Raw genomic sequence first — 15,001 nt, 5'->3', positions numbered from 1 at the left:
GGCCAGCAGCGATATAACGGCAGATTGCGCTAGGTCGTTGAAAGGGCTGAGAATTTTTTTTAGAAAAGTTGAAAATTGTGCTTGCCAGGGTGGCGGCCCGTCCGTAGAATGCGCGCCACACCGAGACGAAGGGTGATTAGCTCAGCCGGGAGAGCATCTGCCTTACAAGCAGAGGGTCGGCGGTTCGATCCCGTCATCACCCACCACTCGATGTATAGCGCAGCGGTAGTTCAGTCGGTTAGAATACCGGCCTGTCACGCCGGGGGTCGCGGGTTCGAGTCCCGTCCGCTGCGCCATATTCAACTTCCAGGGCCCACTGAACACCCGGAAGTTACAGAGAAAGCGACCTAAGGGTCGCTTTTTTTGTGCCTGCGATTTGCTGAAAGTGGATTTTGCGAAAAAGTTGCATCCATGGCTTGCCATGCTGCCGCATCCTACGTAGAATGCGCGCCTCACCGAGACGAAGGGTGATTAGCTCAGCCGGGAGAGCATCTGCCTTACAAGCAGAGGGTCGGCGGTTCGATCCCGTCATCACCCACCACTCGATGAAATAGCGCAGCGGTAGTTCAGTCGGTTAGAATACCGGCCTGTCACGCCGGGGGTCGCGGGTTCGAGTCCCGTCCGCTGCGCCATATTCAACTTCCAGGGCCCACTGAACACCCGGAAGTTACAAAAAAAGCGACCTTAGGGTCGCTTTTTTCATTTCAGGACCTTATTGGCCGCGCTCTTCTTCGCGCAAGGTCAGCACCTCGACCCCATCCTCGGTTACCGCCACGGTATGTTCCCACTGCGCAGACAGCGTGTGGTCGCGGGTAATCACTGTCCAGCCGTCTTTCAACGTCCGCGTCCCGCGCCCACCCTGGTTGATCATCGGCTCGATGGTGAACACCATGCCCGGCTTGAGCTTCATGCCCATGCCGCGTTGGCCGAAATGCAGCACTTCCGGCCCCTCATGCATCTGCTGGCCGATGCCGTGGCCGCAGTACTCGCGCACCACGCTGTAGCCGGCGGCTTCGGCATGGGCCTGGATGGCATGGCCGATATCGCCCAGCGTTGCGCCGGGGCGCACCTGGGCGATGCCTTTCCACAGTGCTTCGTAAGTGGTGTCGACCAACCGCTGGGCTTCCTCGTTGATCGAGCCAAGGCTGTACATCTTCGATGAATCGGCAATGTAGCCGCCCTGTTCCAGGGTGATGTCGACGTTGATGATCGAACCTTCCTTGAGCACCTCATCTGCCTTTGGCATGCCATGGCAGACCACATGGTCCACCGAAGTGTTGAGCGCGTAGGGAAAGCCGTACTGGCCCTTGCTCGCCGGACGTGCCTTGAGGGTGTCGACGATGAAGGCTTCGGCGCGGTCGTTGATCTGCATCGTGGTCACGCCGGGGCGGATAAAGCTATCGAGGTCGGCGAACACCTGGGCCAGCAGCTGGCCGGCGTTGCGCATCAGGTCGAGTTGGGCGGGGGTCTTGAGGATCACCTGGGACATGGGGGGAGGGCAGTAACTCATGCTGGAATTTGCTCCAGCATAGCGCCAGGGACCTTTGTGATGCCACCGCATGGTGCGTTGCCGGTACCGGTCGAGTCCGACGGCGGTGCAGTATCTGTAGGAGCGGCTTCAGCCGCGAAGAGGCCGGTACAGCTGGCCCAGTATTTGCTCCTTGGATTCCATCCGGGACTGTCAACGACGACAGCCCCATCAGACTCACGACAAAGGCGCCGTGTTGCCCCCCTTGCCAAGCAAGCCGGGGCAACCGGCGCCTTTTGCGTTCCAGCAGGAGACCCGCCCATGGCCAGCACCCAAGTCCGCAGCGTCTGCCCCTATTGCGGCGTCGGTTGCGGCATCGTCATGAGCGTCGCCGACGGCAAGGTAATCAAGGTCAGCGGCGACAAACAGCACCCCAGCAACTTCGGTCGCCTGTGCACCAAAGGCCTTACCGCGCACATCCCACTGACCGCCCCCGGGCGCATGGAGAGCGCTTTTGTGCGCCAGCAGCGCGACCACGAGCCGGCCCGCAGCAGCGTCGACCAGGCCATCACCCAGGCCGCCGAGCGCCTGCGCAGCATCATCGACCAGCACGGCCCAGACGCCGTGGCGCTGTATGTCTCCGGGCAGATGTCGCTGGAAGCCCAGTACCTGGCCAACAAACTGGCCAAAGGCTTCATCCGCACCCGCCATATCGAGTCCAACTCGCGCCTGTGCATGGCCAGTGCCAGCAGCGGCTACAAACTGTCGCTCGGTGCCGATGGCCCGCCTGGCAGTTACCAGGATTTCGAGCGTGCCGAGGTTTTCCTGGTGATCGGCGCGAACATGGCCGACTGCCACCCGATACTCTTCCTACGCCTGCTCGACCGGGTAAAAGCCGGGGCCAAGCTGATCGTTGTCGACCCGCGACGCACCGCCACCGCCGACAAGGCTGACCTGTTCCTGCAGGTGCGTCCTGGTTCGGACATGGCGCTGCTGAACGGCCTGCTGCACCTGCTGCATCGTGATGGCCACACCGACCCCGACTTCATCGCCCGCCACACCGAAGGCTGGGACGAGCTACCTGCCTTCCTCGACGACTACACGCCCGAACGCGTGGCCGCCATCACCGGCCTGGCGCAGGATGACATCCGCCAGGCCGCAGCCTTGATCGGCACGGCCAAGGACTGGATGAGCTGCTGGACCATGGGCCTCAACCAGAGCATCCACGGCACCTGGCACAGCAACGCGATCTGCAACCTGCACCTGGCCACCGGCGCCATCTGCCGCCCTGGCAGCGGGCCGTTCTCGCTGACCGGCCAGCCCAATGCCATGGGCGGCCGCGAGATGGGCTACATGGGGCCGGGCCTGCCAGGCCAGCGCTCGGCGCTGGTCGAAGGCGACCGCAGCTTCGTCGAGGCGCAATGGGGCCTGACCTCCGGCAGCCTGCGCGCGGAGGCTGGCGAAGGCACGGTGGCACTGTTCGAGCAGATGAAAGCCGGGGACGTGAAGGCCTGCTGGATCATCTGCAGCAACCCCGTGGCCAGTGTCGCCAACCGCCAGCAGGTGATCGACGGCCTGCGCCAGGCAGAGCTGGTGATCACCCAGGATGCCTTCCTCGACACCGAAACCAACCGCTACGCCGATATCCTCCTGCCGGCCGCGCTGTGGGCCGAGGGCGAGGGCGTGATGATCAACAGCGAGCGCAACCTCACCCTGATGCCGCGCGCGGTCGAGGCGCCGGGCGAGAGCCTGGCGGACTGGCAGATCATCGCCAGGGTCGCGTGTGCCATGGGCTATGCCGAAGCCTTCGACTACGCCAACGCTGAGGCGGTGTACGACGAGATCCGCCGCTTCAACAACCCGGTCACCGGCTACGATCTGCGCGGCATCGACTACCAGGCGCTGCGCGACAAACCCCGCCAATGGCCCAGCGCCCCAGGCCACACGGACGACCGCAGCCCACTGCGCTATGTCGAGAACGGCGATCCCGCCACCCTGGTTTTCCCAACAGCGAGCGGCAAGGCCCGCTTTTTCGCCCGGCCCTGGTTACCCGCACCAGAGCTGCCAGACGCCGATTATCCGCTGGTGCTCAATACGGGCCGGGTGCAGCACCAATGGCACACCCTGACCAAGACCGGCAAGGTGCCGGCACTGAACAAGCTGGAACCCGGCCCCTTCGTTGAAATTCACCCCGAGGATGCGGCGCGGCTGGGCATCTGCGACAAGGATCAGGTGGCGATCCGCTCGCGCCGTGGCCTGGCCGTGCTGCCGGCGCGGGTCAGTGACCGGGTGATGCCCGGCAGCTGTTTTGCACCCTTCCATTGGAACGATGTGATCGGCGAGCAACTGGCAATCAATGCGGTCACCTGCGATGCGGTCGACCCGCTGTCGCTGCAACCGGCCTTCAAACACTGCGCCGTGGCCTTGCAGCGGGTTGCCGGTGCGCGCATCGAAGCCCTGGAGCTGAGTGCCGAGCCGACCGCGAGCGCATCCGTTGCGCCCCATCATCAGGTGCTATGGGCCTCGCAAACAGGTAACGGCGAAGTGCTGGCCGAACGCTGCGCCGAGCGTTTACGCCGGGGCGGGTTGCATGTGCAGCTCAGTGGCCTGGAGGCGGTCAGCCCCCGCCAGTTGCAGGGTGCGGCCAGCGTCGTGCTGATCGCCAGTACCTTCGGCGATGGCGATGCGCCCGACAGCGCCACGGCGTTCTGGCAGGCGCTGCAGGGCGAGGAGGGCGCGCACTGTGCCGAGCTTCCGTATGCCGTGCTGGCTCTGGGAGACTCCAGCTACGACCAGTTCTGCGGGTTTGGCCGCAAGCTCGACCAGCGCCTGGCTGAACTGGGTGGTCGGCGCCTGCTGCCACGCGTCGACTGCGAGCCGGATTTCGATGAGGCCTTCGCCACCTGGCTCGATGCACTGCTGCCCGAACTGGGCAGCGCCGCCGTACCGCTGCCTGTGGCTGAAACCGTTGCGGGCTACAGCAAGCAACAACCCTGGTCGGCGACCTTGCTGGAAAACCGCCTGCTCAATGCCCCAGGCGCCAGCAAGGAAACCCGCCAGCTGGTGTTCGACCTGGCCGGCAGCGATTTCACCTATGCCGCCGGCGATGCCCTGGGGGTATGGCCACGCAACTGCCCGGCGCTGGTGGAGGAAATGCTGGCGGCGATGCGGCTCGATGGCCAGGCCCAGGTTCAGCTGAAAGGGCAAGCACTCATGCCCCTGGCCCAGGCGCTGGTGTCGCATCTGGAAATCGCCAAGGTGACTGCGCAGCAACTGCAGGTCTTCAGCCAGCAAGCCGGCGAGCTGCAGCGCCTGTTGCAGCCGGAATGCAAACGCGAGTTGCAGGATTGGCTGTGGGGCCGGCAGTTGGTCGATGTATTGCGCGCTTTTCCGCAAGACCTGCCGTTGGCTACATGGCTCGACCTGCTCAAGCCTCTGCAGCCACGGCTTTACTCGATCAGCTCCAGCCCGCTGGCGCACCCTGGCCAGGTTCACCTGACCGTTTCCACCGTGCGCTATGGCGAACGCAAAGGGGTCTGCTCAAGCTTCCTCGCCGACCGTGGGCAGGTGCAGAAGATCGCGATCTTTCCGCAGGTATCCAAGCATTTCCGCTTGCCCGATGACGACACGGTGCCGGTGATTATGGTCGGCCCCGGTACCGGCATCGCGCCGTTTCGTGCTTTCCTCGAAGAGCGTGAAGCACGGGGGGCCAAGGGCGGCAACTGGTTGTTCTTTGGCGAGCAGTACGCCGCGACCGACTTCTATTACCGGGAGCAGCTGCAGGCTTGGCAGGCGAGTGGGCATCTGCGGTTGGATACGGCGTTTTCCCGTGATCAGGCCGAGAAGATCTATGTGCAGCAGCGCCTGCGTGAGCAGGGCGCGCAGGTGTGGCAGTGGCTGGAGGCGGGGGCGTATTTCTATGTGTGCGGGGATGCTCAGCGCATGGCCAAGGATGTGGATGTGGCGTTGCGCGAGGTCATTTTTGAGCATGGGGGCGTGGATGCGGATACTTACATGGAAGCCTTGAGCAAGGCCAAGCGGTATCGGCGGGATGTGTATTGATGTGCCCCAAGATGGTGAGTGGTGCACTTGGAATGTGCATTGGCTGTACTGGCCTCATCGCGGCTGAAGCCGCTCCTACAGGGGTTGGCGTCGCGCAATCCAGGTAGGAGCGGCTTCAGCCGCGATGAGGCCGGCACAGCCAATCCAACTGGCACAGTCCATGCAATATCTCCCACACAACAAGCCCCCCTGATCAACGGCGATCAACCCAGGGGCACTCCGTGATGAATACAGGCAAAGGCGCCTGGAGCTTCGGCTCCAGGCGCTTTTTTTTTGATCGAGGATCGGCGTATGAAGGCAACAGCGAGCAGCGGGCAACGAGAGCGACTGGTCATCGTCGGCAACGGCATGGTCGGCCACCATTGCGTCGAGCAACTGGTCGAACGCGGCGCCCTGGCGCGCTTCGAGCTCCATGTATTCGGCGAAGAGCGCCAGCGCGCTTACGACCGCGTGCACCTGTCGGAGTACTTCGGCGGCAGCTGCGCCGAAACCCTGGCCCTGTGCGAGCAAGGGTTCTATGGCGACAATGGCGTGCACCTGCACCTGGGTGAAGCGGTGCTGGAAATTGACCGCGACCGCTGCGAAGTGGTCACCGCCGAGGGCCGTTACGGCTACGACCAGTTGATCCTGGCCACCGGTTCCTATCCGTTCGTGCCGCCGATCGAAGGCTCCGGCGGCAATGCACGCCTGGTCTATCGCACTCTCGATGATCTCGACGCAATCCGTACCGCCGCTGCCAATGCCACTCGCGGCGTGGTCGTCGGGGGTGGATTGCTTGGCCTGGAAGCCGCCAACGCGCTCAAGTCGCTAGGCCTGGAAGCGCACGTGGTGGAGTTCGCCCCACGCTTGATGCCAGTGCAACTGGACGGCGAAGGCGGCGCGGCGCTCAAGGCACAGATCGAAGCCCTGGGCGTTGGCGTGCATCTGTCACGCGCCACCCAGTCGATCAGTGCCGGTGAAGCCTACCGCTATCGCATGAACTTCGACGGCGGCGAATACCTTGAGACCGACCTGATCGTCTTCTCCGCCGGCATCCGCCCCCAGGATGCCCTGGGCCGTGCCAGCGGCCTGGAAATCGCCGCGCGCGGTGGCGTGGTGATCGACAACCATTGCCGCAGCAGCGACCCCCGCATTTTCGCCATCGGCGAATGCGCCTCGTGGAACGGCAGTGTGTTCGGCCTGGTCGCGCCGGGTTACAGCATGGCGCGCAACCTGGCGGCCTTGCTACTGGGCGAGGCCGCCGGTGAATTTACCGGCGCCGACATGTCGACCAAGCTCAAGCTGCTGGGCGTGGATGTCGGCTCCATCGGCGACGCCCACGGCGCTACGCCGGGTTCGCGCAGCTACCGCTTCATCGACGAGGCCAACGCCGCCTACCGTCGGCTGGTGGTGGATGCCAGCGGCAAGCACGTGCTCGGCGCCGTGCTGGTGGGCGACAACAGCTACTACGACACCCTGCTGCAATACGCCCAGAACGGCATCGCCCTGCCGGCCGACCCGGCCGTGCTCATCCTGCCGCAGAGCGGTGGGGCGCCAGCCCTGGGCGCCGACGCATTGCCCGACAGCGCGACCATCTGCTCATGCCACAATGTCAGCAAGGGCGCGGTGTGCGCTGCCATCGACAACGGCTGCGGCGATCTCGCCGCCGTCAAGGGTTGCACCAAAGCCGCCACCGGCTGTGGCGGTTGCGCGGCATTGCTCAAGCAGGTCTTCGAACATGAACTGACCGCCCGTGGCGTCACCGTGGACAAGAGCCTGTGCGAACACTTCGCCTACACCCGCCAGGAGCTCTACGGGCTGGTGCGGGTCGGCGGCATCCGCACCTTCAACGACCTGCTCGAACGCCACGGCAAAGGCCACGTTGGTTGCGACATCTGCAAGCCGGCGGTGGGCAACATCCTCGCTTCATGCTGGAACCAGCCGATCATGGACCCGGCGCTGGTGCCGTTGCAGGACACCAACGACACCTTCATGGCCAACATGCAGAAGAACGGCACCTACTCGGTGGTGCCGCGCATCCCGGGTGGCGAAATTACCCCCGACAAACTGATCGTGATCGGCCAGGTCGCCAAAAAGTACGACCTCTACACCAAGATCACCGGTGGCCAGCGCATCGACCTGTTCGGCGCCCAGTTGCACGAGCTGCCGCTGATCTGGGGCGAGCTGATCGAAGCCGGCTTCGAGACTGGCCACGCCTACGGCAAGTCCACCCGCACGGTGAAGTCGTGCGTGGGCAGCACATGGTGCCGCTATGGCGTGCAGGACAGCGTCGCCATGGCGCTGCGCCTGGAAGACCGCTACAAGGGCCTGCGCAGCCCGCACAAGCTCAAGTTCGCGGTGTCCGGCTGCACCCGCGAATGCGCCGAGGCGCAAAGCAAGGACATCGGCGTGATCGCCACCGACAAAGGCTGGAACCTGTACGTCTGCGGCAACGGCGGCATGCGCCCGCGCCACGCCGAACTGTTCGCCACCGACCTGGACGACGAAACCCTGGTGCGCCTGATCGACCGCGTGCTGATGTTCTACATCCGCACCGCCGACAAACTGCAGCGCACTTCGGTCTGGCGCGAAAGCCTGGAAGGCGGCCTGGATTACCTCAAGCAGGTGGTCCTCGACGACAGCCTGGGCCTGGCCGCCGAACTGGAAGCGCAGATGCAGCATGTGGTCGATCAGTATGAATGCGAGTGGGCCAACGCCCTCAACGACCCGGAAAAACTCAAGCGCTTCCGCACCTTCGTCAACGATCGGCGCGCCGACCCTGATGTGCATTTCGTCCGCGAGCGCGAACAGCGTCGGCCGGCTGCTGCGCTACATCTGATCCCAACTGTCGAGGAGGCTATGTGATGAACCTGTCCAATGCTGCTGTGAAAACCCAAGAGAACTGGCAGGCGGTGTGCCGGGCTGAAGATTTGGTCGCCGATTCGGGGGTGGTGGTGTGGCTAGAGGGGGAGCAGGTTGCGCTGTTCTACGTGCCTGGGCAGGCGCAGCCGCTGTACGCAGTCGATAACCGGGACCCTCGCTCGGGGGCCAATATCATTGGCCGAGGTTTGGTGGGGAGCTTGCAAGGGGAGCTGGTCGTGGCTGCGCCGCTATATAAGCAGCATTTCAGCCTGGCGAGCGGCGAGTGCCTGGAAGATGCCGGGCAACGGCTGCGGGTGTGGCCGGTGCGGATGAACGGGGGGGCTGTGGAAGTGGCGGTGGCCTGATCCATCGATTCTGGCCCCATCGCCAGCAAATTGGCGATAGGGCCGCGTAGCGGGGTCAGGCAGCTTCTTTAATTACACAGATGTGGGCGCAACTAACGAAGACTGCAGGTTTCATGGATGTTCTCCCTGTGAGGGGGCAGTACGTGATTCGAGGTCCATGTCGGCGGGCCATTGAACTTTCGGTGCGAGTCGATCAAATGGGTTGCGATGAAGCGCATTTTCCCAAGGGGCGGGATTAGGGTAATCATCCCAATCTCTCGGAGGATGGATGAAGTCAGGGAGTGCTTCGGGGCCTTGTTGCATGAACAGTCTGGCAATGGTCCAGTATTGTTCACCTTTTTGAATGTCATCTGTAAAGAAAACGCGATCAATTACGTCGTCTGTGCCGGCCTTCCGGATTGATAGCATTACCTCCTCTTTCAGCCCACCATAACCCAGGGGTCTGTAGATACGGTAAGCCTCTGCGGTAATGTCATCCCAGTTATACGCCACTGCTTTAACCCCCCAGTTTTTTCGACCCAACGGGTGGAGTCGGTCAAATCTGTATTGATAGAAGTAAACTTTCCTGCGTCGCCGATTAAAACGTATTGGCTCATGGCGAGGAAGTCCGATATCTATTCGGATGAAAGGAGTAAGGATCCAGAATGTGAGAGCGGAAAATAGCACCGCAGACACCATGAGCTCAAGGCTTCCATGGCTTGGTTCGATGATGCTGATATAAATCGTTATGGCGGTTATGGTTGAAACGCCAAGCATGAGTAGAGGCCCTAAAATCAACCAGTAGCCTCGAATTTTTAAAGATGCTCTTGGTAGCTCTAAGAAACAGTCATCTATATGGTTAGGGCTAGGTTCGACACTTTTGTGCGCATCCTCTACTGTGGCGTGTGCGTTCGGTGAAGGCAGATCATATTTCCAGCCGACCGGTCGAGGTGATTGGCTCATCTCACGATCTCATGGATTACGATCTCCGCATACGCGTTTGAAAGGGTGCGGTCTGGCCAATAAGTGATCACTAGCGAGACGGTCATGACATTGTGCGATCCGCTGGTGGCTGCTAGCTTGATTTTTCCGTCTATTAGGAGGGGGCGGTTATTATTTGGCGTGGTTATCTTCTGTTCCGTATTAACTATCTCGCGGGTTTCTGGGTGGTAATCAGCCATTTTTGGAGGGGCTATTGGTTTCATTGCGGCATACTTGCTAGTCCTCGTTTCAATTGAAGGTGTGTAGTATCTCTCATCGAAAATCACTTCCCCTCCTTTGTAGTTTGGCGCGCTACCATCTCCCAGGCGATGGAATAGAATCGCCCAATGATAGCTGGAGGTTGTATGGGTGAATCGCGGTAGCGCGATTCGAAACTTTAACAATTTCTGAGTTAGCGGGATAATAGGAATGCCAATCTTAGAACTGATGGGTTGATTGTGGAATATGGATTCAATTTTCAAATTTCCCTCAAGTCCCAGTACCGCGGCATTCAATTCCGCTAGTGCAATATCACTATGTTGTGGAGCGTCCCAATGAACGTGCGGGGTTGCATTGGGTTTTCCGAAGTAGCAGCGTCCAGTCCATCGCTCTAGCTGCGTCGATTCGCGTTTTGTAGCGTGTTTGGTGAATAGGTATGTAATTAAGCTGAAAAGGACGGTTGCACCTAGGGCGCCCAATAGCAAGGGGCTAAACACCGCTCTGATTGCGGTGGCCGTGCCAATGGTGGCTGATGACGCTGAAAGGGCATACCATAGTGCTGTAATGTTGTCGCCAGAGTCGTAACTTCGCTTTGCGGCAAGTATGAGCTGTAAAGATTCGAAAAGCCCGGCTGCTGCATTAAGTATGGCGCCCGCCCTAGCGATTTTTCGCCCTATGCTAAGGTGATGAGGTGTCGTAGATTTCCGTGGTATCAAAAATCCAAAGAGCTCCAGGCTGCTGCCAATAATGCCTACGCTGGATCCGTACAATGCCATCATCGCTTCACTGGACTTCGGCCCTAATTCTTCCTCCGCCTTTTTCAGATTCTTCCCAAGGCTGTCACTCAACAAATAAAGCCCGCCGATGGAAAACAACAACTCCCACCCTTTGCCGGTTCCCCTCAACCCAGTAAAACCATCGCTCACCAACCGCGAAGCCTGCCCCGCACTGATCCGCATGCCATCGAGCAATTTCCGCGCACTCGGCTCCAGTGTCCCCGCCGCCACTTTGAGATCCACCAGCGTCATCTCTGCCGCAGGCCCCAGTTGATTGACGTTCAACTTGACTTCACTGGCCAGTCGTTCATGCAGTTCGTGGGCCGTACCCTCGACCCAGACGCTGACGTTAACCACTGTGTGCGCCACCTTCGGGTCGAGCACCGCCAGGCTCAGCAAGCCGGTCTGGATGATGGGCTTGACCTTGTTTGCCTTGTTCTCCACGCCCGCCATGACTTCGTGAAGCGGCGGCATCATCTTCGTCCGCGCCTTGGCCAGTTTCTCGCTGGCGCTGTTCTGCAGTTGGCGCAGGTGCGCGCTCTGCAAGGCGTAGTACTCGCCCAGCTTCATCTGCACCTGCAGCTCGACCAGGTGCACGCCGTTGTAGATTCGTTGGCTGGCGCTGTTCAGGTGGCGGACGACCTGTTGCACACCGGGGTCGAGCCACACGGCCAGGCGTTGGCTGGCGGCGTTGACCGCTCCCTGCAGTTCGGTGACAGACTGCTTGAGTGCATCGCGCAGCTTGAGACCGGCGTCTTCACTGGCGATGAATTTGCTCAAGGCGGTGTAAAGCTTTTCGCTGTCATTCCAGTTGTTCGATTCGGTCTGCGAAAAGCTGGGCAGCAGCGCGGCCAGCAAGGCGCCATCGCGCAGCAGCAAGGCGCGGTAAGCGGGGCTGTTTGGGTCTTGTAACCACTTGAGCCACAGGGCTGCGCTGGTGCCGGCGGCAGGTGCGGCGGGCTCGGCGCTCGTGGATGGGGCTTCGGTAATACCGCCCGCCAGGCAGCCGGCCATGGTCTTGGTGTAGGCGATGCCTGACTCGCGATTTCTGCCGTCGTAGTCATGCCGCTCGATCAGGGCGAAGGCTGCGCTTTCGCAGTACGTTACGTAGTCGACGGCGTGCTGGTCGATGTGGCGTTGGAACTGGAGTTCCTGCTGGTCGTAGTCGGCCTGGAAGGCAGCGCGCCGGGGTTCGTCGTAACGTTCTTCGAGCTTTTCATCGCTCTCCCGCTGGCGCACGTCCACCAGTCGCTGGCGTTCGGTGGCGGGGTCGGTGAACGCCGGCGGGCCGTCGCCGGTTTGCGGCTCGAAGGATGGCTGTATCTCTTGAGCCGCCCATTCTCGCTGCGTTTGCCGGATGATCTGGAGAATCTGCGAGGTCTGCAGCTGGTAGGCGCGCAGCGGATCCTCGCGCCAGGCCTGGCGTTTGACCACCCAGTTCAGGCGCTGGTGGTTGTACTCCTGGACCAGGCCGACGGTGTCGTCGAGCACCACCGCCAGCACGCCGTTTTCCAGCGCGTGCTGCTGCATGGCGTTGACCACGTAACCGCGCAGGGCGAACTTGCGCAGGAAGCGGCTGTGGAAGCCGTGGGCGCTGTCGAACGGGCCGTTCAGTTGCTGGGCGTATTCGAATACTTGCCGGTCGACCTGAAGGTTGTCTGGGGTCATCGCCAGGCCGAGCAGCTCGGGGTTGTTGCGCGCCTGGGCAAGGTCCAGCCCTTCGAAGCGGTGCGCGGGCGCCTGGCCATTGCGGTAGGCCTGCAGCACGCTGACTGGCCAGGCATCGCTGGAAAAGGCCAGCCAGGCCGAGCCGTAGGCCTCGGTGTCGATGTTGATAAAGGAAGACGGCAGGTCATGGTCCGCCTGCGCGCACCGTTCGGGCAGCGGCGGCGGTGGCCCGAGTGGCGGTTCGTAAGGGTTGAAGCGGCGCAGGTGGCCGTGATCGGTGACTTCGTAGGCGTGCCAGATGCGCTGGTCGAGCAGCACGTAGAGGTAGCCGCTGCGCAAGGTGCGCAGGCCCATGCGGGTTTGCGTGGCCGAATCGCGGCCTGGGCGGGTATCGGGGACCAGGGCTTGGCGCAGGGGCAGGATTGGCAGGCCTTGGCGCTGGCAGGCTTTGCAGGGGGTGAGGAGAAATTCGGTTTCGGCCACAGCAGTGGCGATGCGCTGGCTGATGCTCATGGATGGTCCTCCCCCGGTTCAAGCTGAGAGGATTTCTTGATGTTCTTATCAAACTGGTTAAGCATGGAGGTCCCTCTTTCACCCGTCATCGCTCGGCTATGCCGGCCAACGGTTGGTTAGCGAACAGTTGCGTGGAAGTTGCACCTGAACACTAACGAGGAACGATTTCTCAGTGGAGTTTGGCTCTTCCTAAAGACTTGTAGGAATATTCGCTGAGTAACTTTTCAACAGCATGGGAATGGCACAGGTACACCGATTGATTCAAAACAACGGTGCACCTGTGGGAACGGGCTTGCGCCCGAAGAGGCCGGTACAGGCTACTTAGTCTACTTTGTCAGGTCCGGCCCTTTCGCGGCTGAAGCCGCTCCCACAGAGGATTGCGCAGTCCCCTTAGATCACCAACCCCTGCGGCTCACGCCCAGCAAACACATCCACCAGGCTAGCCACAACCATTTCCCCCATGCGCGTGCGGGTCTGCACCGTGGCACTGGCCCGATGCGGCTGCAGCAGCACATCCTCACGCTCGAACAACGCCTCTGGCACACGCGGCTCATCGGCGAACACATCCAGCGCCGCCCCCGCGATTTCACCGGCTTCGAGTGCCGCGATCAATGCCGGTTCATCCACCAGCTTGCCGCGCGCAATATTGATCAGATACCCCTCAGTTCCGAGCGCCTGGAGAACCTCACGGTTGATCAGGGCTTCACCTTTGTCCGCTGCCGCCGCGAGGATCAGCGCATCGCTTTCCTTGGCCAACTGCTGCAGATCCGCCTCGAACCCGTAAGGCACATCCAGCGCCTGCAAATCGGTATAGCGAATCGGGCAGCCGAACGCCGCCGCGCGCTGGGCCACCGCACGGCCCACCCGGCCCATGCCGACGATACCCACACGCATGCCCGACACCTGACGTGCCAGCGGCAGTGGTGCCAGTGGCGTGGCGCTGGTCGCCCACTGGCCTGAGCGCACGAAGCGGTCGCCCGTGCTGATGCCCCGGCACACGCCGATCAGCAAGCCGATGGCCAGGTCGGCGACATCTTCGGTGAGCGCACCGATGGTGGCCGTTACCTGGATGCCGCGATCACGCGCATAGGCCAGGTCCACCGCATCGGTGCCCACGCCATTGACCGCCACAACTTCCAGCTTCGGCAGGCGCGCCATCAGCGCCTGGCTGATGCCGGTGTGGCCGCCGGTGATCACGCCGCGGATATTGGGGCCGTGCTGGCTGACATAAGCATCCTTGTCGGCCTGCTCGTAGTAGCGGTGCACAGTGAACAGGGCTTCCAGGCGTTCGCGGATGGCCGGGATGAGGATCGGGCTCAGTTGCAGGACTTCAGGTTTCATCTAGCTCTCCATTCAAGGCAGGGGTCAGCCACGGCCGACAAAGGGCATGTTGCTGGCCATCACGGTCATGTTCAGGACGTTGGCGTCCAGCGGCAGCGCGGCGATGTAGCGCACCGCGTCGGCCACATGGCGCACGTCGAGCATCGGTTCGGCGGCGATCTCGCCATTGGCCTGGCGCACGCCACGGGTCATGCGTTCGGACAGCTCGGTCAGGGCGTTGCCGATGTCCACCTGGCTGCACACGATGTTGTATGGGCGGCCGTCCAGCGCCAGGGCCTTGGTCAGGCCCAGCACCGCATGTTTGCTGGCGGTGTAGGGCGCCGTGAACGGGCGCGGGGTGTGCGCCGAGATCGAGCCGTTGTTGATGATCCGCCCGCCCTGGGGTTGCTGACGGCGCATCAGGCCGAAGGCGGCGCGGGCGCAGAGGAACACGCCGTCGACATTGGTGGCGATGACGTTGCGCCAGTTTTCCAGGGGCAGTTCGTCGATCGGCACGGCGGGGGCGTTGATGCCGGCATTGTTGAAGATCACGTCGAGGCGGCCATGCACCTCCTCGATAGTGGCGAACAGTTGCGCAACGCTCTGTTCGTCGCGCACGTCGGTGGGCACCGCCAGGGCTTCACCGCCAGCGGCCTGGGCTTGCTCGACCAGCGCCTGCAACGGCTCGGCGCGGCGCCCGGCGAGCACCAGGCTGAAGCCGTCCTGCAGCAGGGCGAGGGCGACGGCGCGGCCAATGCCGCTGCCGGCGCCGGTGACCAGGGCGATTTTCTTGGGTTGGCTCATGTCAG

8 protein-coding genes and 4 tRNA genes are annotated in these 15,001 nt (G+C 62.1%); 7 read left to right on the top strand and 5 right to left on the bottom strand.

Annotated elements, in window-relative coordinates; all coding sequences use genetic code 11:
• The first annotated feature begins 130 nt into the window (after positions 1-130).
• From ACIQUF_RS16870 to ACIQUF_RS16855, 4 genes are all read left to right on the top strand, one after another.
• Positions 131-206: transfer RNA gene (locus ACIQUF_RS16870), tRNA-Val, on the top strand.
• Positions 207-219: 13 nt separating this feature from the next.
• Positions 220-296 (top strand) — tRNA-Asp (locus ACIQUF_RS16865).
• A gap of 169 nt (positions 297-465) precedes the next feature.
• Positions 466-541, top strand: a tRNA-Val gene (locus tag ACIQUF_RS16860).
• Between the two features lie 14 nt (positions 542-555).
• Positions 556-632 (top strand) — tRNA-Asp (locus tag ACIQUF_RS16855).
• 80 nt (positions 633-712) lie between these two features.
• Here the strand turns inward: ACIQUF_RS16855 and map are convergent.
• Entirely contained in the window at positions 713-1,489 is a 777-nt protein-coding gene (gene map / locus ACIQUF_RS16850; RefSeq protein ID WP_403133562.1) for a type I methionyl aminopeptidase, read from the bottom strand.
• A 300-nt stretch (positions 1,490-1,789) separates the two neighbouring features.
• Between map and ACIQUF_RS16845 the strand changes: the two genes are divergently transcribed.
• From ACIQUF_RS16845 to nirD, 3 genes are all read left to right on the top strand, one after another.
• On the top strand, positions 1,790-5,530 hold the full coding sequence (locus ACIQUF_RS16845; protein WP_403133364.1) for a molybdopterin-dependent oxidoreductase: 3,741 nt from the start codon (positions 1,790-1,792) through the stop codon (positions 5,528-5,530).
• Between the two features lie 291 nt (positions 5,531-5,821).
• The gene (gene nirB, locus ACIQUF_RS16840) at positions 5,822-8,374 is read left to right on the top strand and encodes a nitrite reductase large subunit NirB (protein ID WP_403133362.1); all 2,553 of its coding nucleotides are present in this window, start codon (positions 5,822-5,824) and stop codon (positions 8,372-8,374) included.
• Positions 8,374-8,736 (top strand): nitrite reductase small subunit NirD, encoded by a 363-nt coding sequence (gene nirD / locus ACIQUF_RS16835; RefSeq protein WP_403133359.1) that lies wholly within the window; start codon positions 8,374-8,376, stop codon positions 8,734-8,736. The genes nirB and nirD overlap by 1 nt, the downstream gene beginning before the upstream one ends.
• A 111-nt stretch (positions 8,737-8,847) precedes the next feature.
• Here nirD and ACIQUF_RS16830 read toward each other — a convergent pair whose 3' ends face one another.
• From ACIQUF_RS16830 to ACIQUF_RS16815, 4 genes are all read right to left on the bottom strand, one after another.
• Positions 8,848-9,678, bottom strand: coding sequence for a DUF6708 domain-containing protein (locus ACIQUF_RS16830; protein ID WP_403133357.1), 831 nt, complete (start codon positions 9,676-9,678; stop codon positions 8,848-8,850).
• On the bottom strand, positions 9,675-12,872 hold the full coding sequence (locus ACIQUF_RS16825; protein WP_403133355.1) for a T6SS effector BTH_I2691 family protein: 3,198 nt from the start codon (positions 12,870-12,872) through the stop codon (positions 9,675-9,677). Before ACIQUF_RS16825 ends, ACIQUF_RS16830 begins: the two co-directional genes overlap by 4 nt.
• Positions 12,873-13,262: 390 nt before the next feature.
• Positions 13,263-14,213: a 2-hydroxyacid dehydrogenase gene (locus tag ACIQUF_RS16820; protein ID WP_403133352.1), complete on the bottom strand. Its 951-nt coding sequence runs from the start codon at positions 14,211-14,213 to the stop codon at positions 13,263-13,265.
• A gap of 24 nt (positions 14,214-14,237) precedes the next feature.
• The gene (locus tag ACIQUF_RS16815; RefSeq protein WP_403133349.1) at positions 14,238-14,996 is read right to left on the bottom strand and encodes an SDR family oxidoreductase; all 759 of its coding nucleotides are present in this window, start codon (positions 14,994-14,996) and stop codon (positions 14,238-14,240) included.
• Between the last annotated feature and the right edge of the window lie 5 nt (positions 14,997-15,001).

The organism is Pseudomonas sp. NPDC090233, assembly GCF_044772285.1.
Lineage (GTDB): Bacteria > Pseudomonadota > Gammaproteobacteria > Pseudomonadales > Pseudomonadaceae > Aquipseudomonas.
This window is presented reverse-complemented; position numbering and strand designations above follow the sequence as displayed.